The sequence below is a fragment of the Nonomuraea sp. NPDC050786 genome (genome assembly GCF_040654115.1).
Classification (GTDB): Bacteria; Actinomycetota; Actinomycetes; order Streptosporangiales; family Streptosporangiaceae; genus Nonomuraea.
Genome location: NZ_JBFAHJ010000021.1, coordinates 100,692 through 119,882 on the forward strand (window position 1 = coordinate 100,692; position 19,191 = coordinate 119,882).

Genomic DNA, 19,191 nt, shown 5'->3' on the forward strand with positions numbered 1-19,191 from the left:
TTTCATGTCCGACGTCACTTTCAAGGGCAACCCCATCACCGTAGGCGGCACCTTCCCGAAGCCCGGCGACAGCGCGCCCGCGTTCAAGCTGGTGGGCGGAGACCTCGCCGAGCAGACGCTGGCGGACTTCGGCCAGAAGACCAAGGTGCTCAACATCTTCCCGAGCGTCGACACCGGCGTCTGCGCCGCCTCCGTGCGCCGCTTCAACCAGGTGGCCGCCGAGCACCCCGAGGTGGCCGTGCTCTGCGTCTCCGCCGACCTGCCCTTCGCGCAGAAGCGGTTCTGCGGCGCCGAGGGGATCGACAACGTGACCATGCTCTCGCTCATGCGGGGCCGCGAGTTCCTGAGCGACTACGGCGTGGCGCAGGAGTCGGGGCCGCTGGCCGGGCTCGCCGCGCGGGCCGTGGTCGTGCTCGACGGCGAGAACAACGTGGTCTACTCCGAGCTGGTGCCGGAGATCACGCAGGAGCCCGACTACGAGGCCGCGCTCTCCGCGCTCAAGTGACGTCAGGGCCCAGCCGGGCCCTGACGTCACCGGCGAGATCCAGCAGGTGCTGATCGCTCATGGCGGTGTGCTGGAGGTCCAGGACGACCTCGTGGACCCCGGCCTCCGCCGCGGTGGCGAGGTAGGCGCTGATCTGGGCGACCGTGCCGCTCAGCGGCGGAACGCCCCGATCGGTGATGACCGGGTTGGCGCGCAGCACCATGTGCAGTGCGGCCGGATCGCGCCCGGCCTCCCGCGCCACCCGCAGCACGCTGGGCAGCGCGGCGAACCTGCCGAACTGGGGAACGGCCAGCCCGATGTCCAAGAGCTCAGCCCTTCCTGCCGACGCCGCCGAGGAGCAGCGACGACTCGGGGCCGTCGGCGAAGTCGATCGTGTCGGCCTGGTCAGGCCGCCATTCGGGCAGCCAGACGAGGCCCGGGTCGACCAGCTCGAACCCCTCGAACAGCTCCGCGATCCGCTCGCGGCTCCTCGGCGTGAGCGGGGCGTCGGTGCTCTCGTAGACCGCGGTGACCGTGTCCACCGCCTCGGCGCGGGCCTCGCTGGTGGCGTGGGACAGGACGAGGTGGCTGCCGGGGGCCACGGCGTCGCGCAGGCTCGCGACGATCTCCTGGGGCCGGTCGGAGTCGCCGAGGTAGTGCATGATCGCCGTCAGCAGCACGCCGACGGGCCGGTCGAAGTCGATCGCCTCCATCACCTCCGGATTCTTCAGGATCTCGTCGGGCTTGCGCAGGTCGCCGTAGGCCGCCGTCGTGCCGGCCCGACCGGCCAGCAGCGCCCTGGCGTGCACCAGCACCACGGGATCACGATCGACGTAGACCACCCTGGCGCCAGGGGCGACCTTCCCGGCCACCTCGTGCACGTTCTCCTGGGCCGGCAGTCCCGTGCCGATGTCGAGGAACTGCGTGATCCCCGACTCGGCGAGGAACCGCACCGCCCGCCTCAGGAACGCCCGGTTGGCGCGGACCGCCGCCCGTAACTCCGGAGCCACCGCGAGGATCTTCGCCGCCGCCGCCCGATCGGCCGGGAAGTGATCCTTGCCGCCGAGGAAGTAGTCGTAGAGCCGGGCAACGTTGGGCGTGTGCGGATCGAAGGCTGGTGACTCTCTCTCCAACCGGACTTCCCCCGATCAAGTTCTGCGATCTTCGGCCTGGATTCTACGGACCCAGGCCGACATTCGATTGAATCTAGCTGTGGACGACACCGGCGTGCCCGTGAAGATTCCCGACACCGTGCGGCGGATCGTGTCCCTGGTGCCCTCGCTGACCGAGTCGGTGGCCGCGACCGTCCCCGAGGCGCTGGTCGGGGCGACCGACTGGTGTTCGCACCCGGCGGATCTGGACGTGGCCAGGGTGAGGGGCACCAAGAACCCCGACCTCGACGCGATCAGGCGGCTCAGGCCCGACGTGGTCCTGGCCAACGCCGAGGAGAACCGCGCGGCCGACATCCAGGCCCTGCGCGAGTCGGGCGTCGCGGTCTGGGTGACGCGGATCGAGACCCTCCAGGAGGCGTTCGACTCGCTGGACCGCATGTTCGGGCAGGCGTGCCGTACCGGCCGCCCGGCGTGGCTGGACGCGGCGGAGGAGGCGTGGCGCGTGCCCGCGGAAGGGCCGAGGAGGACGGCGGTCGTCCCGATCTGGCGGCGGCCGTGGATGGTGGTGGGGCGCGACACGTTCACCGGCGACGTGCTCAGGCATCTCGGCGTGGACAACCTCTACGCGGGCCACGAGGAGCGCTACCCCAGGATCCCGCTGCCCGAGCTGGTCGGGCGCCGGCCCGACCTGGTGGTCCTGCCCGACGAGCCCTACGCGTTCTCGGAGACGGACGGCCCCGAGTGCTTCCCCGGGCTCACCTGCGCGCTGGTCAGCGGGCGGCTGCTCACCTGGTACGGCCCCTCGCTCGTGGGAGCGCCCGAGGCACTGCGGCGCGCGCTCGGCTGACCGGTCAGCTCGCCTGGTCCGTACGGGCGGCCAGGGCCGCGTCCACGGAGGCGGGGGAGAGCACGTGCTCCATGACGATCACCGCCATCCCCACGATCCCCGCCTGGTCCCCGAGCGAGGTGGGGACGATCTCCAGGTTCCGGGTCGTGTACGGCAGGCTGCGGCGGTAGACGATCTCCCTGATGCCCGTCAGGTAGTGCTCCCTGGTCTCCGCCATGTCCCCGGCCAGCACCAGCACGCCGGGGTTGAGCAGGCTGACCGCCGTGGCCAGCACGATGCCCAGCGTGCGGCCCGCCTCCTGGGTGCGCGCGATGGCCTCCGGGTCACCCGCCTGCACGAGGCGCACCACGTCGCGGCTGGACTCCTGGCCCAGGTCGACGGCGAGTGCGTGGCCGCTGGCCAGCGAGGCCACGCAGCCGCGGGAGCCGCACGTGCACACCCGGCCGTCGGCCTCACGCAGCCGCACGTGCCCGATGTTGCCGGCGGCGTCCTCGACTCCCCGGTAGATCTGCCCGTCGAGCACGATGCCGGTGCCGATGCCGGTCGACACCTTGATGAGGACCAGCGAGTCCGTGTCCCGCCACGACGACCACCACTCGCCCAGCGCCATGGCGTTCGCGTCGTTCTCGACCAGGATGGGCACGTCGTACAGCTCCCCGATGGCCCCGCCCACCGGATAGTCGTCCCATCCCGGCATGAGGAACGACCTGATCATCCGCCCGGTGGTGTGGTCCACCGAGCCCGGCACGTCGAGCCCGATGCCGTACACGTCCCCCGCCGGCCGGCCGGTCCTGTCGAGCATCCGCTGGAACGCCTGCCGCACCCACGACAGGACGGCCTCGGGCCCGAGCTCGATCCGCATCTCGGTGCTCTCCTCGGCCAGGGGCCGCGCGGCCAGATCGGTGAGCGCGACCCTGGCATGGGTGGCCCCCAGATCGGCCACCAGCAGCAGGCGCCTGGCGGCGTCCACGGCGAGCACCGAGGGCGGTCGCCCGCCCCCGGAGGCGCCGACGCCGGACTCGTGGATGTATCCGGCGTCGATGAGCCGGTCGACCCGGTCGGTGATCGTCGATCGGGACAGCCCGGTGTACTCGATGAGTTCCTTGCGCGTACGGCAGGTGCCATTGCGGATGAGCTGGAGGATCTGCCCTGCCGTCAGCATGGTTTATCCCTTCTCTGCTCCTGCGGTGAGGCCCTCCGTCAGCAGGCGTTCACTGGCGAAGAACACGATCACGATGGGCAGCGTCAGCACCACCGATCCTGCCATCAGGACCGTCGTGGGGATCTCGATGCTGCCCGCCAGCTGAGAGAGCCCCAGCGAGACCGTCCATCTCTCGCGCCTGTCCACGAGGAAGAGCAGGGCGAACAGGAACTCGTTCCACGCGATCATGAACGCGTAGAGGCCGGTGGCCATCAGCGCGGGCTTGGACAGCGGCAGCACCACGCGCCAGATGGTCGACAGCCTCGTGCACCCGTCGATCGCGGCCGCCTCCTCCACGCTCTGCGGCACGGTCTCGAAGTAGTTGCGGAGCATGTATACCGTGACCGGGACGGTTTGCGCGATATACACGGCGATCAGCCCGAAAAGGGACCCCCGCAGCCCCAGCATCGTGAACAGCACGAACAGCGGGATGGCCAGCACGATCGCCGGAAACAGGTACACCGCCAGGAAGAGGAAGTGCACCTGCCGCCGCCCGAAGAACCGCAGCCGCGCGACCGCGTACGCGCCCGGGATCGAGATCAGCAGCGTGAAGGCCACCGAGGCGACCGCCACGATCGCGCTGTTGCGCAGGAAGCTCAGGAAGCCCTGCTTGGTCAGCACGTCGACGTACGTGTCCAGGGTGAAGCTGCGCGGCCAGAGCGAGCCGGGGTCCAGGATGAGCTCCTGGATGTCGCGTACGGAGAGCATCACCATGTAGAAGAACGGGAACGCGGTCACCAGGAAGAGCACCAGGATGACCAGCGGCTTGAGGACCCGCAAGAGCCCCCGCTCGAACCTATCGCGGCTCATTTTCACCCCCGCCGAAGAACCGCAGGTAGATGGCCAGGAACAGGACCAGGAAGACCGCCAGCACGATCGCCTGCGCGGCCGAGGCGCCGATATCGTCGCGTGCGGTCAGGAAGTTGTAGACCCGCACGCTGACTACCTCGGTCCCGGCCCCGCCGCCGGTCAGCAGGTAGACGTCGTCGAACTTGGTGAACGTGAAGACGAACCGCAGCACCGACAGCAGCGCGATGATCCGCCAGAGCTGCGGCATGATCACGTACCGGAACCGCTGGGTGGGCGTGGCCCCGTCCACCACCGCCGCCTCGTCCAGCTCGGCGGGCAGCGCCTGCAGCCTGGCCAGGATGAACAGGAACGCGAACGGGAAATACCGCCACGCCTCGAACGCGATCACCGTGAACAGCGCCACCGGCACCCGCACGCCGAGGAACTCGCCCTTCGCCTGGGTGAGGAAGGCGATGGGCTCGTGGAGCCAGGTGTTGACGATGCCGTACTGGGGGTTGAGCATCGTCTCCCACAGGAACGCCACGGCCACGACCGGCGCCACGTACGGGATCAGGATCGAGGCCCTGACCAGGGTCCGGCCCTTGAATTTGTCCCGGAGGGCCAGCGCCGCCACCAGCCCGATCGCGATCGACAGGGCCGTTCCCGCGACGGTGTAGATGAGCGTGTTGACCAGGGAGGACCAGAAGCCGGGCTCGGAGACGACGTACGAGAAGTTCTCCAGCGTGTAGTGGCCGAAGATGCCCGCCCGCCGGATGTTGATCAGCCGCACGTCCTGGAACGCCAGCATGATCGCCCACAGCAGCGGCAGCACGACCACGACCAGGGTGATGATCAGCGTGGGCGAGATGAGCGCGAGCCCGGCCCGCCCTTCCTGCTGCCGCAGAGTGCCCTGCCGGAGAGTGCGGGTCACTGGCGGATCCCGCGCTTGATGGTCTCCACGTCCGTCTTGGCCTGCGTGGCGGCGGCCTGCGGGGTCAGCGAGCCGTCCACGACCGCGCTCAGCGCCTTGGGCACGGGCAGCTCGCCCATGATGGCGCCGACCAGCTTGCCCTGGCCCTGCGGGATGCCCCAGCGGGCGAACGTGTCAGGGCTCTTGCGCAGGGCGTCGAGCACGTCGGCCGGGTAGATGTCGGCCAGCGGCTTCTTGGAGTCGACCCCGGCGGGCAGCTTGTTCCACTTGTCCTCGAAGCCCTTGCGGGTCGGGAACTTGCCCTCCGGCGCCATGCCGATCCAGCGCTCGTAACCCTCGTTCATCATGAAGGCCACGAACTTGGCGGCGGAGTCCTTGGCGGCGTCACGGGTGATCGCCCACGAGACGATCTCGCCGTACTGCGCGGGCGCGCTCCCGTCGGGCCCCTTCAGTGCCGTGACCACCCCGGTGTTCTTGGCCAGCCACTCGGGATCGGAGCGGCACTCCTGGCAGCTCGGCAGCGCGTCCTTACGGAGCCCGGCCAGCTCGTCGAGGATGAACGACGACCAGATCGTCATGGCCGCCTTGCCCGAGAAGTAGGTGGCCCTGGTGGAGTCGACGTCCTGCTTGCCCTTGACGGAGTAGTTCTTCGCCAGCTTCGCGTAGAAGTCGAACGCCCTCACGCACTGTGGTGCGGCAAGGGCCACATTTCCGGAATTGTCGACCAGCTGGCAGCCGTTCGCCAGCGCGACGTGCTCGAAGCTCTGCGCGGTGAACGAGTCCTTGGGCGCGATCGCCAGCGTGATGCCCGCGACCCCGCCCGTGTTGAGCTTGGCGGCCGCCGCCTCGAGCCGTTCGTACGTGTCGGGTGGCTGCAGTCCCGCCTTCTCGAACAGGTCCTTGCGGTAGAGGATGAGCTGCGCCCACCCGTCGCTGGGCACCGCGAGCAGCTTGCCCCCCGAGCTGTCGAGCTCCAGGGCCCGCGGCGAGAACGAGTCCCGGCCGAGCTGATCGGCGACCTTGCCCGGCGTCTCGGTGTCGAGCAGGTCGTTGGCCTCCAGCTCGCGCACGGCCGCCAGCGGCAGCGCGCCGATCACGTCCGGCAGGTCCCCGGCCGCGGCGGCGGCCGTCATGGTCTGGCTGAACTGGTCCTCGGCCACGCCGACCAGCTTGACCTTGATCCCGGTCTTCTTGGTGAACTCGGCGACGATCTGGTTCTGCACACCCATCCGGTCGTTGAGGTTCTCCTCGGTCCAGACGGTGATCTGGTTGCTCGTGGACGGCTCGCCACCGTCGTCGCCGCAGGCCGCCAGCGAAGCGGCTGCCAGCAGTGCGACGGAGAGGACGGCGGTTACCTTCTTCGGCATGGCACGCTCCTCCGGTAGGGGATATGCCGCCCTTACCCTCGCCGTGATCCCGGCAACGTGCGGTAGTCGATACGAGACCGGTCTGTACCCACTCCGTGCCTAGGAGTACACATCGGGATCTTCTATCGCAAAAGATCTACGTTCGTGTGATTTCGGTCATCCCAAGGTCGCCTCACACCCTAGAAATCCCAGGTGTGGGGCTAAGTCCGCTTTGCCGATAAGGTCGCGTTCCGGAAGACACGCTGGCGAAAACCCCAATTTCATCGGCGTTAACTGGCGGAAGTCGTAGACTTAAGAGTGTTCTGAGCGCAACTATCGTATGCAAACAAGCACTAAATCTTTGACTTTTGTTTGATCAATAAGCGTAAGTGTGGGGCAGTGCGCGTCATCACCTTTGAAGAGCCAGGCCGTGTCCGCGTCAGCCTGGAGTCGCCCGCCGACCTGGTGCCGGGTTCCGTACGAGTCCGTACGATCTATTCCGGCGTGTCCGCGGGCACTGAGCTCACCGCCTATCGCGGGACAAATCCATATCTCAACCGCCACTGGGACACCGAGCGCCGGCTCTTCGTCGACGGCCAGACGCACGCCTACCCGCTGACCGGCTGGGGCTACCAGGAGGTCGGCGAGGTGGTGGAGGCCGCGCCCGACGTCGCTGATCCCCCCGTCGGCAGCATCGTGTGGGGCATCTGGGGCCACCGCGCCGAGGCCGTCGTCCCGGCGGAGAAACTCGTCGGCCACGTCATGCCGCCCGGCGCCGACCCGCTGACCGGGGTGTTCGCCCGCGTGGGCGCCATCGCGCTCAACGCCGTGCACGCCGCAGACGTGCACCTCGGCGACCAGATCGCGATCTTCGGCCAGGGCGTCATCGGGCTGCTGGCCACCCGGCTGGCCGTGCTGAGCGGCGCCAGGGTGCTCGCGGCCGACGCGATCCCCGACCGGCTGGAGCTGGCCAGGACGTTCGGCGCGGCCGAGGTGATCGACGTGCGCGCGGGCTCCGTGGCCGAGTACATGCGCAAGCGCGTCGAGGGCGCGGACACGGTCATCGAGCTGAGCGGCACCCACCAGGGCCTGCACGAGGCCATCAGGACCGTGCGCAAGGGCGGCCGGGTCGTCGCCGCCGGGTTCTACCAGGGCGACGGCATCGGGCTGCGGCTGGGCGAGGAGTTCCACCACAACCAGGTGCAGCTCGTCTCCTCCCAGATCGGCGGCGTGGCCTCGTGGCTGGCGCACCGGTGGGACGTCGAGCGCCTGCAGCGCACGTTCATGGCTCTCGTGCACGAGGGCCAGGTCGAGGTCGGCGAGCTGATCAGCCACGTCGTCCCCGTCGAGAGGGCCGCCGAGGCCTTCGACCTGATCGACAAGCACCAGTCCGAGGTGCTCCAGCTCGTCTTCACCTTCGAGGAGTGACAGTGAAGCTCGCCGTACAGGAGCAGCTTCTGCCCGGCCGCACGCTGCAGGAGAAGTTCGCGTTCGCGGTCGATGCCGGCTTCGACGCCATCGAGCTGCGCGGCAAGGGCGATTTCCACTTCGCCGGCCGCCTGACCGAGCTCAAGCGGGCCAAGGCCGACGGCGTGGTCATGCCGACGGTCTGCGTGGACATGCCGCACTTCATCGGCGACTTCGACGCGGCCAAGCGCAAGGACGCCATCCAGCAGCTCAGGTCGCAGCTCACGGTGATCGCCGAGCTGGGCGGCATCGGCGTCATGACGCCCGCCTCGTGGGGCCAGTTCTCGCGCCGGCTCCCCCCGTTCGAGCCGCCGCGCAGCCCCGAGGAGGACCGCGAGGTGCTGACCGAGGCGCTGGGCGTCCTCGGCGAGCACGCGCAGCGCAACGGCGTGCTGATCATGCTCGAGCCGCTCAACCGGTACGAGAACCACATGGTCAACTCGCTGGCCGAGGCCGTCTCCTACTGCTCCATGGACTCGATCAGGGTCGTCGGCGACACGTACCACATGAACATCGAGGAGGACGACCCCTGCCGCTCGCTGGCCGAGGCCGCCCCCTACCTCGCGCACATGCAGATCAGCGAGTCCAACCGGAACCAGCCGGGCACCGGCCACCTCGACTGGGGCGCGCAGCTGGCCACGCTGGACGCCGTCGGCTACGACGGCTACCTCGCCCTCGAATGCCGCCTGCGGGGCGAGCCCGAGATCGTCCTCCCCCAGACCGCAGCCTTCGTCAGGAAATACCTATGATCCTTCGCGACGCCGTGCGCGTCCTGGTGACGAACTGGGACGGCAGCTACACGGTCCCCTCGCGGCGGCTGTACCCGCACCAGTGGAGCTGGGACTCCGCCTTCATCGCGATCGGAAACGCCCGGTGGTCTCCGCGACGGGCCAGGGTGGAGCTGCTCTCCCTGTTCGGCGCGCAGTGGCGCGACGGCAGGGTGCCGCACATCGTGTTCAACCCCGAGGTGCCGGAGGGCGCCTACTTCCCGGGGCCGGAGTTCTGGGAGTCACGGGCTCCCTCCGGGACCGCGACCTCCGGCATCATCCAGCCGCCGGTCCACGCGCTGGCCGCGTGGAAGACGCACCTGGCCGAGCCGGACACCGCGTTCCTGCGCCGGATCTACCCGCGGCTCGTGGCGCAGCAGGAGTTCCTGCGCGCGGCCAGGCGCTCGCCCGAGGGGCTGATCTCGATCGTGCACCCCTGGGAGTCGGGCATGGACAACAGCCCGGCCTGGGACCTGCCGCTGCAGGCGGTCCGGCCCGCCACCGCGGGCTTCGTCCGCAGGGACCTCGCCACGGTCAGCGCCGACGAGCGGCCCACCGACCGCGACTACGAGCGGTACGTCTCGCTCGCCCGCGCCTACCGCGACTCCGGCTACCGCAGGGCGGGGGAGTTCCAGGTCGAGTGCCCGCTCTTCAACACCGCGTACGGGGTGGCGGAGGCGACACTGGCCAAGATCGCGGACGTGCTCGGCCTCGACCCCGAGCCGCACGAGCGCGAGGCGGCCGCGATGACCGCCGCCATGGTGGAGCACCTCTTCGACGGCGGCCTCTTCCAGGCCCGCGACGTGCGCACCGGCGAGCTGATCCGCTCCGAGAGCACCGCCGGGCTGACCCCGCTCATGCTCCCCGGCCTGCCGGCCGAGGTCGCCGACGCGCTGATCGCGACCGCGCTCGACCGGTTCGCGCTCAAGGACGGGGCGCTGCCCAGCTACTCCCCGTCGGGGCCCGAGTTCGACCCGGCCCGCTACTGGCGGGGCCCGAGCTGGATCAACCTCACCTGGCTCGTCTGGCAGGGGCTCACCGAGCGCCGCCCCGACCTGGCCGGCCTGGTCGCCGACGGGATGATCAACGCGGTCTCGCAGGCCGGGTTCCGGGAGTACTTCGACCCGTTCACGCTGCGCGGCCATGGCTGCCGCGACTTCAGCTGGTCAGCCGCCCTCGTCCTCGACGTGGTCGCAGAGCACGGCCTGAACGGTCTGCCGGCGTCCGGCCGCGAGATCGGCCAGGAACTGGGGGGCCTCGGCGAAGCCGACGAGGTCAGTGATCACGTGCTCGCGTAGCCGGGGGCCGTACCTCCTGAGCAGGGTGATCGTCTCGTGCGAGAGCCGCTCCCTGTCCCAGGCGTGCGACAGGCCGCGCGGCACCCGGCCGATCTGGGCGCAGCGCACCGTCAGCCCGTTGTGGTGGAACTCCTCGCCCAGCCGCACCTCGTCGGCGCCCCGCGTGTAGAAGGCGAGGTCCACCAGCGTGCCCTGGGGACGGAGCAGCCTCAGCCCGAGCGCCAGCGCCCTGGGCTGGCCGCGGCACTGGAAGACCACGTCGGCGCCTCGGTCGTCGCGGCCGTGCCGCCAGCGGCGCTTCAGGTCCACCGCCGGGTCGTTGTCGGCGGCCAGGACGTTCGCGCCGAGCGCTTCGGCGATCTCGAGCCGGTCCGGGGTCTCGTCCACGACCACGACCTCGGCCGCGTCACACGACATGGCGAAGCAGGCCGTCAGCAGCCCGACCACGCCGGCGCCCACGACCGCGACCCGCCGCCCGCGCACGCCGTCGCCGAGCTGCTGCACGGCCGGGCCGTGCAGGTCGTGGGCGGCGTGCAGCAGGCCGTTGGCGCAGATCGGGCCCATGTGGGCGACGTAGACGCCGAGCAGCGGGTCGAGGTCCTCCGGCAGCGCCACGAACCTGTCGGCCATCGGGTCCGCCACGTACGCCGTGCGGTGCCCGTAGCACATCGCGACCAGCGCGCCCTCGCTCACGGCCCGCGTGCGCGTCTCCACCACCAGGCCGACCTGCATGTAGCCGATGCCGCGCACGGGATAGCTGATCGACGGCGCGCCGTCCCGGAACAGCCCGAGCGCCGGATCCCAGCTCGAGGCGAGGTAGGGGTTGGTGCCCTTGACGTAGGTGAGCTCGGTGCCGGCCGAGACGCCACTGTGCGTGGTCGCCACCATGAACCCGCCCTCGGGGATCTCGGGCAGCTTCTCCGGCACCAGGCATACCTCGCCGGGCGCCTCAATGCTGATCACATCACTCATCGAGGGTCACCGGCCTCCCTTCAGCCGCGGACCGTGCGAGCGCCAGGGCCAGGCGATGGGTCCGCAGGGCCTCACCGTACGGCACGCGCACGTCGGCGTCCTTACCCTGCACGGCGTTGATGAACTCACGGTCCACCCGCGTCTTCGCCAGACCGTCGTCCTCGATGACCCGCTGGCCGTCCACGAGCAGCCGGGTCTCGCTGAGCTCCAGCGCCAGGCCCTCGGCGCACACCTCCAGGCCCACCCGGTGCTTCTGGGTGAGCAGACAGGAGGTGGCCAGCAGCCCGGCCGCCCCGTCGGCGAAGCGCAGCACCGCCGCCGTCGCCCGGTCCACCTCGCCGTCGATCTTGTTGTCGGCGGGTACGGCGTGCACCATCGTCACCTCGCCCACCAGGACCCGGGCCAGATCCAGTACGTGGACCGCCTGCTCCACGATCTGGCCGCCGGACATGCTCGGGTTCAGCCACCAGGCGACCGGGGGCACCTTGTCCAGCCAGTGGCCCAGGGCGAGCCGTACCGGACGCTCGGCGAGGAGATCGCGGGCCTGCTCGACGATGTCGAGGTAGCGCCAGTGGTGGCCGACCGCGGAGGGCAGAGATCTCCGCTCGATTTCGGACGCGATGATTTCTGCGGTTTGGAGGTCGAGAGAAAGCGGTTTTTCCACAAAAATCGGCAGATTACACGACAGAACATCGTGTTCCGGGTTACCGTGCGCAAAAGGAGGCACACACACGTAGACCGCGTCAAGACCGCCGGCACTGAGCAGGTCGGCATGGCCGCCATAGGCGGTTGCGTCATGCCTTGAGGCCAGCGCCTCGGCCCTGTGGGGATCCGTGTCGGCGATCCCAGCGATCGTGACATCTGGGAAGCCGGACAGTACATCGGCGTGGCGAGCGGCGACATTTCCGGCACCTATGATGCCGACGCGAGTGATTGGGGACACATTCCGGCATATGCCACGTCTACTCGCGGCCAAACAAAGAGGTTCGAAGGCGTATAGATCGGGCAGAAGTCGTGACCTCATGAGATCGGGGCTGACTGCATGGAGACAGATCTGCGAGCCTTGGCCAGGGTCCAGGAGTGGTACGGTCCGCACTCGAGCACAGCAGCCGAGTGGCCGGCGGACGCGTTAATCCTGGCCAAGGGATCCACGACGATCAGCGTCGTGCTACCCGCACGTGACGAGGAGCTCACCGTGGGCGACATCGTCCGCGAGATCCGCCGTGAGCTCGTCGAGCGCCTGCCGCTCGTCGACGAGATCCTGGTCGTCGACTCGAACTCCACCGATGCCACCGCCGAGCGGGCACGCGAGGCAGGCGCCCGCGTGGTGGCACAGAACCAGGTGCTCTCGCACCTGCCACCCCTGACGGGCAAGGGCGAGGCGCTGTGGAAGGGGCTGGCCGCCTCCAGCGGCGACATCGTCGTGTTCGTGGACGCGGACCTGCGCGACTTCTCCGCGCAGTTCGTGTCCGGCCTGGTGGGGCCGCTGCTGACGGATCGCGGCATCCACTTCGTCAAGGGCATGTACGAGCGGCCGTTCACGGGCGAGGACGGGGTCGTGCGCCGCGGCGCGGGCGGGCGCGTGACCGAACTGGTGGCCCGGCCGCTGCTCACCATGTTCTGGCCGGAGCTGACGGGATTCGCCCAGCCCCTCGGCGGCGAGTACGCCGCCCGGCGCGAGGTGCTGGAGCAGGTGCCGTTCGTCACCGAGTACGGCGTGGAGTTCGGGCTCCTCGTCGACCTCCTCGAGCTTGTCGGACTTGACGCGATGGCCCAGGTGGATCTGGGCACGCGTACGCACACGCACCAATCGGTGGCCGCGCTCGGCCGGATGGCCGGGCAGATCATGCTCACCGCCTGGTCCCGCCTGGAACGGCAGGGCCGGGTGCTGCCGGCCGACCCTCCCGGGCACACCATGCTCCAGTTCGGGCTGGAAGGGGTCGACCTGGTGGACGTGGCCGTGGCGGAGCGACCTCCGCTCGCCTCCCTCGTACTTGAGGAGGATGTGGCATGAAAGTCCTGGTGAACGCGGGGCCGTGGCTCGCGGTCCCGCCTCCCGGCTATGGGGGGATCGAGAACGTGGTGGCCACGCTGGTGCCCGCGCTGCGCGAACGCGGCGTGCGGGTCGTCCTGGCCTCCGTAGGGTCCAGCACGCTCGAGGTGGACGAGCTGATCAGCGTCTTCGACGACGGCCAGTTCACGGAGCTGCAGAAGCCGTACAACCAGGTCATGGGGATCGCGCACGCGCACCAGGCCAGGGTGGTGGCCGAGCTGCGCTCCCGCGACGACATCGACCTCGTGCACGACCACGTGGAGGTCGTCGGGCCCGCGGTGCTGTCGGCGCTCGGCGGGCCGCCCGTCCTGCACACCCTGCACTGGGACCTGCGCAAGCATCCGGCCTTCTACGGCGCGTTCCCGCCGGGGATCGCGGTGAACAGCGTCTCGGAGTCGCAGATCGCCCGTGCCCCCGACGCCCTGCGCGCGGCCTCGCTCGGCGCCGTCTACCTGGCGAGCCCGCTCGCCGACCGCGACCTGCGGGTCGAGCGGGGCGAGCACCTGGTGGTCATGGGCCGGATCTGCGCGCTCAAGGGGCAGCACGTGGCGGCCAGGATCTGCCAGAAACTCGGCCTCCCGCTGGTGCTCGCCGGGCCGGTCAGCGGCCGGAACAGCGCCGCCGAGCTGGACGTCGTCGTCCAGAACCCGTACCACCCGCTGCACAGCCACCCGGACGTCCGCTACCACCTCGACCAGGTGTCCCGCTATCTCGACGGGGAGCTGGTCAGGTGGGTCGGCGCGGTGGGCGGCGCGGACCGGGACCGGCTCTACGCCTCGGCCAGGGCCGCGCTCTTCCCGATCCAGTGGGACGAGCCCGGCGGGACGGCGGTCGTCGAGGCGCTCGCGCTGGGAGTGCCGCCGGTGGGCCTGCGCCGCGGCTGCCTGCCCGAGATCATCGACCACGGCCGCACCGGGTTCCTGGCCGACTCCGAGGAGGAGCTGGCGGAGTGGGTGCTGCGGGTGGACGAGCTGGATCCGGAGGAGTGCCGCAGGGAGGCCCGCCGCCGCTTCTCGCCGTCCGTCATGGCCGAGCGCTACCTGGAGCTGTACGAGCGCGTGACGACCCGCTGACCCGCCGCTGCGGCGGCTCGCGCGATGGGTCAGGCGTAGCCGCGGGGGAGCACGATGACCGGGCAGGGTGAGGCCCGTAGCGCCTTCATGGCCAGCTCACCCAGGAACACCCGGTGCGGCTGCGCGTCCTCACTCGCCGCGCAGACCAGCAGCTCGCCCGGCAGCCACTCGACGCCGGCCAGCGCGGCGGCCACGTCGTGCCCCTCGGCCACCTCTGACTCCGCCTCGATCCCCGTGGTCTCCCACGCCAGCCGCACGGCCAGCGCGAGGTCGTCCCTGAGCTTGCCCTGGTTCTCGGTGCGCAGGTCGAGGGTGATCAGCCGGAGCGGGATGCCGAGCCGCAGCGCCGCCTGCGCGACGCGTTCGACCGCCTCGTCGCACTGCGGCCGGTGCACGTAGGCCAGGGTGAGGCGCTCAGGCCCGTTGACGGGGACGTAGTGGGCGGGCGCCAGCATGACCGCCTCCGACGACAGGTGGAGCAGGTGGTCGGCGGTGGCGCCGATCGCGATGCGGCCGTGCTGGCCGCCCTCCTCCGAGCCGACCACGATCAGGTCGGCCCTGATCCGGCTGGCCAGCACCGAGAGCCCGCGCCCCGTGCCCCTGCTCTCGTACGTGAGGTACTCGGCCGGGGTGGGCCCCAGCTCCTCGGCCGCGTGCGCCAGGTTGGCCTGCGCCTCCACCGCCAGCCCCGGGCTGCCCGGCGGGTAGATCGTGGCGACCGTGAGCTCGCCGCCGGTGACGCGCGTGATCGCCGCGCCGAGGGCCAGCGCATCGCGTCCGCCCTGGTCGGCCGTGTAGCCGACGATCACGTGCTCTCCGATCACGACAGCCCTCCTACCCGCTCTGAGCTGGGAATACGCGGCCTTGATCGGAACGTTGTAAACCCTTGGAGGCGCAAAGAAGTGAAGATCACCCTTGATACCCGCTTCAACTTCAACGGGTCCGTCATGGTCACCCTCCGCGAAGCGGTCCAGCAGCTCAGGGAGCGCGATCTGGCCTGCACGGTGGCCGCGGAGGTCGTGGAGAAGAAGGTCACCGTCTTCTCCGACTGCGTCGAGCGCGGTTTCACGCCGCTCCGCAGCGAGATCATGGCCGCCTTCTACGTCGCCTCCCGCGACGCCACCACCGAGGCGTTCGACCGGGGCCTCATCACCAGAGGCGAGCTGGAGACCCAGCAGGCCGCCCTGGTTCGGCAGCTGCTTTCCTAGACTTCTCCCGATATTTCCGTCGAATGGTCGAGGCATCTGACGGCGATAGTTCGTAAGGTCGTGTCCACTGCCCATTAACGGATTGGACACACGTGTACCGCGACATCGTCGACTTCGCCATGACCACGCCCGGGTGGCTGCACACACTCGCCGAAGTCGGGACCGATGCCGGGTTATTCCTGTTCGTGGCGCTGTTCGCGGTCGCCGCCCTCCGGGCGTGGCGGGGCCCGGCCCGTGACCTGGCGCTGGTGATCGCGGGCCCGGCCGGGGTCGTGTGCGCGTACGTCGTGAGCGAGGTCGTCAAGACGATCATCAGGGAGGACCGGCCGTGCCGGGGCGGGATCACGACGATCGCCGCCTGCCCGCCTCCCGACGACTGGTCCTTCCCCAGCAACCACTCGGTGATCGCGGCCGGCGCCGCGGCCACGCTCGTGCTCGCCTGGCGCGCCCTGGCCTGGGTGGTGCTGCCGCTGGCGGCGCTCATGGCGTTCTCGCGGGTCTTCGTGGGCGTGCACTACCCGCACGACGTGGCCGCGGGCTTCCTCGTCGGGGTGACGCTGGCGCCGCTGTTCGCGCTGCTGGTGGTGGGGGCCGTCACTCCTGCCGTACGGCTCGCGAGAACCCGTCTGTCGCCTCAACGAGCCGGTCAGTGATGCCCGGCTCGGTGAAGGCGTGGCCGGCGTCGTCGACGACCTTGAAGTCGGCCTCCGGCCACGCCTTGTGCAGGTCCCAGGCGGTGGTCATGGGCGTGCAGGCGTCGTAACGGCCCTGGACGATCACTGCGGGGATGTGCCGGATCTTGTGGACGTCCCTGAGCAGCTGGTCGGGCTCGAACCAGCCGTTGTGATGGAAGTAGTGGTTCTCGATGCGGGCGAAGCAGACGGCGTGCCTGTCCTCGCCGTACTCCTCGACCCGGTCCGGGTCGGGCAGCAGCGAGATCGTGCCCCCCTCCCACTGCGTCCACGCCTTGGCCGCCGCCAGCCTGGCGGCGGTGTCCTGCCCCTCGAGCCGCCTGCGGTAGGCGCCCATGAGATCGCCGCGCTCCTTGGGCGGGATGGGCGCCAGGTAGGACTCCCACAGGTCGGGGAAGAGGTAGGAGGCGCCTTCCTGATAGAACCAGCGCAGCTCGTGGGGGCGGAGCATGAAGATCCCCCGCAGGACCAGCTCGGTGGTGCGGTCGGGGTGCGTCTGCGCGTACGCGAGCGCCAGCGCGCTGCCCCACGAGCCGCCGAACACCTGCCACCTGTCGATGCCCAGGTGCTCGCGGAGCCTCTCCATGTCGGCCACGAGGTGCCAGGTGGTGTTGGCGGCGAGGTCGGTGGCCGGGTCGCTGGCGTGCGGCAGACTGCGGCCGCAGTTTCGCTGGTCGAACAGGACGATCCGGTAGAGCTCGGGGTCCCATTGGCGCCGGTGCTTGGCCGTGCACCCGCCGCCGGGGCCGCCGTGCAGCATCACGGCGGGCTTGCCGTCCGGGTTGCCGCAGACCTCCCAGTAGATCTGGTTGCCGTCGCCCACGTCCAGCAGGCCCGACTCGTACGGTTCGATGGGCGGGTACAGCGTTCTCATGGTCCCCGATCCTGCCTCATTTGCCGGTCCGTAGGATGATCGCATGGACCTCGTGACCATTGACGACATCCGCGCCGCGGCCGGGCGGATCAAGGGAGTGGCGGTGCGGACGCCGCTCGTGCGGATGGGCGAGGCATGGGTGAAGCCGGAGAGCCTGCAACCCGTCGGTGCGTTCAAGCTCCGGGGCGCCTACAACGCCGTGGCCGCGTTGCGGCCCGACGGCGTCGTCACCCACTCGTCCGGCAACCACGGGCAGGCCCTGGCGTACGCGGCCAGGGAGTTCGGAGTGCCGTGCGTGGTGGTCGTGCCCGAGGGCGCGCCCAAGGTGAAGCTGGCCGCGATCAAAGGCTGGGGCGCCAAGATCGCCATCGTGCCGGTGGCCGAGCGCCAGGTTGTCGCCGAGAGGCTGGCGCGGGAGCGGGGGTTGACGCTGGTGCCGCCCTACGACCACCCGCTGGTGATCGCGGGCCAGGGGACCGTCGGGCTGGAGATCGTCGAGGACCTGCCCGACGTCGAGGTGGTGCTCGTGCCGGTGGGCGGCGGCGGGCTGGGCTCCGGGGTGAGCACGGCCGTCAAGGCGCTGCGCCCCGAGGCCAAGGTGATCGGCGTCGAGCCCGAGCTGGCCGCCGACGCCGCGGAGAGCCTGGCCGCCGGGCGCCTGGTGGAGTGGGGGCTGGCCAGGACGTTCAGGACGATGGCCGACGGACTGCGTACGGGGCTGTCCGAGCTGACCTTCGCGCACCTCAGCCGGCGGCTCGACGGGATCGTCACCGTGTCGGAGGACGAGATCAGGGCCGCCATGGGACACCTGGCGCGGTCGGCGCGGCTCGTGGCCGAGCCCAGCGGGGCGGTCGCCACGGCGGCGCTCCTGTCCGGCCGGGTCCCGGTCCCGGCCGGGCGCACGGTGGCCGTGCTGTCCGGGGGGAACGTCGATCCCGACCTCTTCCGGCAGGTGATCTAGGAGGCCCACTCGTGGCGGCTGAGGAACGAGCGGTCGCCCGTGGCGTACTCGTTGAAGGCCGCCTGCACCTCCTCCAGCTCGGGCACCATGGTCCTGATCAGGGTGCCCTCCTTGTACTCCAGCTCGTAGCCGGGGGAGACCTGCAGGAAGTGGCGGCCGAAGTTGACCAGGGCGACGAACGGGTTCTGCGCCGACAACGTGGCCAGGACGTCGTGGACGAGGCCGAGGTCCGGGTCGTGGACGATCATGCCGTCGCCCGTGTGGAGCTGCATGCCCTCGTACACGCCGAGCGGCGCCACGTTGTGCACCAGGTCGCGCTGAGGGTCGTAGCAGACGAGCCCGTGCGCCCGCGCGACCGTGAGGACCTGGGCAGACGTCTCGTCCATGGTGTCCAGGTCCATCGACACCAGCACGTGTCCCGGATAGAGCGTGACCTCCCCGGGCAGCTCCTTGGCGACGTCGGGCACCTCCCCGTCCACGGGGGGCGTGCGCTTCACCGCCAGATAGGTGGCGCGGGCCTGGTCCCGGCTGATCGGCACCGGCTCGTCCCACACCATCAACTCAACGCTCATCGGTCCATCTTGTCGGACCGGCACCCCGCCCGCGCACCACTCGCCCAAGTGCCGGAAACCTGCGTCGCGCCATCTCCGGGCAAACCTACCTGGGCTTCTCCGAATCCGGCACCAGCTCGACCGTGCAGGCGGCGCACCGGCGGGCCTCTGTCGGGATGTCGGTGAGACATTCGGGGCACTGCTTGGTCGTGACCTTCTTGTCATGGTCGAACAGGCTGATGAGCCGGGTCATCGGGGCCACGATCAGCCAGTAGACGACCGCGGAGACGACCAGGAAGGTGAGCAGGTGGTTGAGGAAGTCGCCGTACTTGAACTGGCTGCCGTTGATCGTGAAGGAGTATTCGGCGAAGTTCGGCTGCCTGCCGCCGGTGATGGCCCCGATCAGGGGCGTGATCAGATCGGTGACGAGCGCCTGCACCAGGCCGCTGAACGTGGCGCCGATGATCACCGCCACCGCGAGCTCGACGATGTTGCCGCGGAGTAAGAACTTTTTGAAGCCGCCCATGGCACCACCACGTAGCCAGGATCCGGCGCGGCAAACCCT

General features: G+C 70.0%; 21 protein-coding genes. 9 read left to right on the forward strand and 12 right to left on the reverse strand.

Going from position 1 to position 19,191, the window contains the following annotated elements; genetic code table 11:
- Positions 1-4 precede the first annotated feature (4 nt).
- The gene (tpx, locus tag AB0H84_RS32515; protein ID WP_357612680.1) at positions 5-505 is read left to right on the forward strand and encodes a thiol peroxidase; all 501 of its coding nucleotides are present in this window, start codon (positions 5-7) and stop codon (positions 503-505) included.
- On the opposite strand, the gene AB0H84_RS32520 is transcribed toward tpx, so the two are convergent.
- Both AB0H84_RS32520 and AB0H84_RS32525 read right to left on the reverse strand, forming a co-directional pair.
- Positions 498-809 carry a hypothetical protein gene (locus tag AB0H84_RS32520; RefSeq protein WP_357612683.1) on the reverse strand — a complete coding sequence of 104 codons (312 nt, stop codon included), beginning with the start codon at positions 807-809 and terminating at the stop codon, positions 498-500. The genes tpx and AB0H84_RS32520 overlap by 8 nt on opposite strands.
- A 4-nt stretch (positions 810-813) precedes the next feature.
- A complete protein-coding gene (locus AB0H84_RS32525) occupies positions 814-1,617 on the reverse strand; it encodes an SAM-dependent methyltransferase (protein ID WP_357612686.1) in 804 nt (267 codons plus the stop codon).
- A 79-nt stretch (positions 1,618-1,696) separates the two neighbouring features.
- Here AB0H84_RS32525 and AB0H84_RS32530 point away from each other — a divergent pair, with 79 nt between their 5' ends.
- Positions 1,697-2,443 carry a helical backbone metal receptor gene (locus tag AB0H84_RS32530; RefSeq protein ID WP_357612688.1) on the forward strand — a complete coding sequence of 249 codons (747 nt, stop codon included), beginning with the start codon at positions 1,697-1,699 and terminating at the stop codon, positions 2,441-2,443.
- Between the two features lie 4 nt (positions 2,444-2,447).
- Here the strand turns inward: AB0H84_RS32530 and AB0H84_RS32535 are convergent, their stop codons facing one another.
- Genes AB0H84_RS32535 through AB0H84_RS32550 form a run of 4 tightly spaced genes read right to left on the reverse strand, consistent with a single transcriptional unit; the run spans position 2,448 to position 6,731 of the window.
- Complete coding sequence (locus AB0H84_RS32535) at positions 2,448-3,605, reverse strand: ROK family transcriptional regulator (RefSeq protein WP_357612691.1); 1,158 nt, start codon at positions 3,603-3,605, stop codon at positions 2,448-2,450.
- 3 nt (positions 3,606-3,608) lie between these two features.
- Complete coding sequence (locus tag AB0H84_RS32540) at positions 3,609-4,454, reverse strand: carbohydrate ABC transporter permease (protein WP_357612694.1); 846 nt, start codon at positions 4,452-4,454, stop codon at positions 3,609-3,611.
- Positions 4,441-5,364: a sugar ABC transporter permease gene (locus tag AB0H84_RS32545; protein ID WP_357612697.1), complete on the reverse strand. Its 924-nt coding sequence runs from the start codon at positions 5,362-5,364 to the stop codon at positions 4,441-4,443. The genes AB0H84_RS32540 and AB0H84_RS32545 overlap by 14 nt, the downstream gene beginning before the upstream one ends.
- Positions 5,361-6,731, reverse strand: coding sequence for an extracellular solute-binding protein (locus AB0H84_RS32550; RefSeq protein WP_357612700.1), 1,371 nt, complete (start codon positions 6,729-6,731; stop codon positions 5,361-5,363). Before AB0H84_RS32550 ends, AB0H84_RS32545 begins: the two co-directional genes overlap by 4 nt.
- Before the next feature lie 378 nt (positions 6,732-7,109).
- Here AB0H84_RS32550 and AB0H84_RS32555 point away from each other — a divergent pair, with 378 nt between their 5' ends.
- Positions 7,110-8,138, forward strand: a complete 1,029-nt coding sequence (locus tag AB0H84_RS32555; protein WP_357612702.1) for a zinc-binding alcohol dehydrogenase — start codon at positions 7,110-7,112, stop codon at positions 8,136-8,138.
- Positions 8,135-8,926 carry a sugar phosphate isomerase/epimerase family protein gene (locus AB0H84_RS32560; RefSeq protein WP_357612705.1) on the forward strand — a complete coding sequence of 264 codons (792 nt, stop codon included), beginning with the start codon at positions 8,135-8,137 and terminating at the stop codon, positions 8,924-8,926. Before AB0H84_RS32555 ends, AB0H84_RS32560 begins: the two co-directional genes overlap by 4 nt.
- 1,184 nt (positions 8,927-10,110) lie before the next feature.
- Here the strand turns inward: AB0H84_RS32560 and AB0H84_RS32565 are convergent.
- Both AB0H84_RS32565 and AB0H84_RS32570 read right to left on the reverse strand, forming a co-directional pair.
- Positions 10,111-11,214: a zinc-binding dehydrogenase gene (locus AB0H84_RS32565; RefSeq protein ID WP_357612708.1), complete on the reverse strand. Its 1,104-nt coding sequence runs from the start codon at positions 11,212-11,214 to the stop codon at positions 10,111-10,113.
- Complete coding sequence (locus AB0H84_RS32570; protein WP_357612710.1) at positions 11,207-12,238, reverse strand: Gfo/Idh/MocA family oxidoreductase; 1,032 nt, start codon at positions 12,236-12,238, stop codon at positions 11,207-11,209. Before AB0H84_RS32570 ends, AB0H84_RS32565 begins: the two co-directional genes overlap by 8 nt.
- 18 nt (positions 12,239-12,256) lie before the next feature.
- On the opposite strand from AB0H84_RS32570, the gene AB0H84_RS32575 reads away from it, so the two are divergent.
- Together AB0H84_RS32575 and AB0H84_RS32580 are read left to right on the forward strand one after the other, a co-directional pair.
- A complete protein-coding gene (locus tag AB0H84_RS32575) occupies positions 12,257-13,228 on the forward strand; it encodes a glucosyl-3-phosphoglycerate synthase (RefSeq protein WP_357612713.1) in 972 nt (323 codons plus the stop codon).
- Positions 13,225-14,340 carry a glycosyltransferase gene (locus tag AB0H84_RS32580; protein ID WP_357612716.1) on the forward strand — a complete coding sequence of 372 codons (1,116 nt, stop codon included), beginning with the start codon at positions 13,225-13,227 and terminating at the stop codon, positions 14,338-14,340. The genes AB0H84_RS32575 and AB0H84_RS32580 overlap by 4 nt, the downstream gene beginning before the upstream one ends.
- Positions 14,341-14,369: 29 nt before the next feature.
- Here AB0H84_RS32580 and AB0H84_RS32585 read toward each other — a convergent pair whose 3' ends face one another.
- Positions 14,370-15,164, reverse strand: a complete 795-nt coding sequence (locus AB0H84_RS32585; RefSeq protein ID WP_357612719.1) for a universal stress protein — start codon at positions 15,162-15,164, stop codon at positions 14,370-14,372.
- 78 nt (positions 15,165-15,242) lie between these two features.
- Between AB0H84_RS32585 and AB0H84_RS32590 the strand changes: the two genes are divergently transcribed.
- A complete protein-coding gene (locus AB0H84_RS32590) occupies positions 15,243-15,548 on the forward strand; it encodes a hypothetical protein (protein WP_357612722.1) in 306 nt (101 codons plus the stop codon).
- A 92-nt stretch (positions 15,549-15,640) separates the two neighbouring features.
- Positions 15,641-16,201, forward strand: a complete 561-nt coding sequence (locus AB0H84_RS32595; protein ID WP_357612725.1) for a phosphatase PAP2 family protein — start codon at positions 15,641-15,643, stop codon at positions 16,199-16,201.
- On the opposite strand, the gene pip is transcribed toward AB0H84_RS32595, so the two are convergent.
- Positions 16,143-17,114, reverse strand: coding sequence for a prolyl aminopeptidase (gene pip / locus AB0H84_RS32600; RefSeq protein WP_357612728.1), 972 nt, complete (start codon positions 17,112-17,114; stop codon positions 16,143-16,145). The genes AB0H84_RS32595 and pip overlap by 59 nt on opposite strands.
- Positions 17,115-17,157: 43 nt before the next feature.
- Between pip and AB0H84_RS32605 the strand changes: the two genes are divergently transcribed.
- The gene (locus AB0H84_RS32605) at positions 17,158-18,075 is read left to right on the forward strand and encodes a threonine/serine dehydratase (RefSeq protein ID WP_357612731.1); all 918 of its coding nucleotides are present in this window, start codon (positions 17,158-17,160) and stop codon (positions 18,073-18,075) included.
- Here the strand turns inward: AB0H84_RS32605 and AB0H84_RS32610 are convergent.
- Together AB0H84_RS32610 and mscL are read right to left on the reverse strand one after the other, a co-directional pair.
- Positions 18,072-18,647 carry a hypothetical protein gene (locus AB0H84_RS32610; RefSeq protein ID WP_357612734.1) on the reverse strand — a complete coding sequence of 192 codons (576 nt, stop codon included), beginning with the start codon at positions 18,645-18,647 and terminating at the stop codon, positions 18,072-18,074. The two genes, AB0H84_RS32605 and AB0H84_RS32610, sit on opposite strands and share 4 nt — an antisense overlap.
- An 85-nt stretch (positions 18,648-18,732) precedes the next feature.
- Complete coding sequence (mscL, locus tag AB0H84_RS32615) at positions 18,733-19,152, reverse strand: large conductance mechanosensitive channel protein MscL (protein WP_357612737.1); 420 nt, start codon at positions 19,150-19,152, stop codon at positions 18,733-18,735.
- Positions 19,153-19,191 lie beyond the last annotated feature (39 nt).

What these genes read in the sequence shown, in the direction of transcription:
- AB0H84_RS32605 (WP_357612731.1), top strand. Translation starts at nt 17,158, where the DNA reads ATGGACCTCGTGACCATTGACGACATCCGCGCCGCGGCCGGGCGGATC.
- AB0H84_RS32575 (WP_357612713.1), top strand. Translation starts at nt 12,257, where the DNA reads ATGGAGACAGATCTGCGAGCCTTGGCCAGGGTCCAGGAGTGGTACGGT.
- AB0H84_RS32580 (WP_357612716.1), top strand. Translation starts at nt 13,225, where the DNA reads ATGAAAGTCCTGGTGAACGCGGGGCCGTGGCTCGCGGTCCCGCCTCCC.
- AB0H84_RS32610 (WP_357612734.1), bottom strand. Translation starts at nt 18,647, where the DNA reads ATGAGCGTTGAGTTGATGGTGTGGGACGAGCCGGTGCCGATCAGCCGG.
- pip (WP_357612728.1), bottom strand. Translation starts at nt 17,114, where the DNA reads ATGAGAACGCTGTACCCGCCCATCGAACCGTACGAGTCGGGCCTGCTG.
- AB0H84_RS32550 (WP_357612700.1), bottom strand. Translation starts at nt 6,731, where the DNA reads ATGCCGAAGAAGGTAACCGCCGTCCTCTCCGTCGCACTGCTGGCAGCC.
- AB0H84_RS32565 (WP_357612708.1), bottom strand. Translation starts at nt 11,214, where the DNA reads ATGAGTGATGTGATCAGCATTGAGGCGCCCGGCGAGGTATGCCTGGTG.
- tpx (WP_357612680.1), top strand. Translation starts at nt 5, where the DNA reads ATGTCCGACGTCACTTTCAAGGGCAACCCCATCACCGTAGGCGGCACC.
- mscL (WP_357612737.1), bottom strand. Translation starts at nt 19,152, where the DNA reads ATGGGCGGCTTCAAAAAGTTCTTACTCCGCGGCAACATCGTCGAGCTC.
- AB0H84_RS32540 (WP_357612694.1), bottom strand. Translation starts at nt 4,454, where the DNA reads ATGAGCCGCGATAGGTTCGAGCGGGGGCTCTTGCGGGTCCTCAAGCCG.
- AB0H84_RS32535 (WP_357612691.1), bottom strand. Translation starts at nt 3,605, where the DNA reads ATGCTGACGGCAGGGCAGATCCTCCAGCTCATCCGCAATGGCACCTGC.
- AB0H84_RS32570 (WP_357612710.1), bottom strand. Translation starts at nt 12,238, where the DNA reads ATGAGGTCACGACTTCTGCCCGATCTATACGCCTTCGAACCTCTTTGT.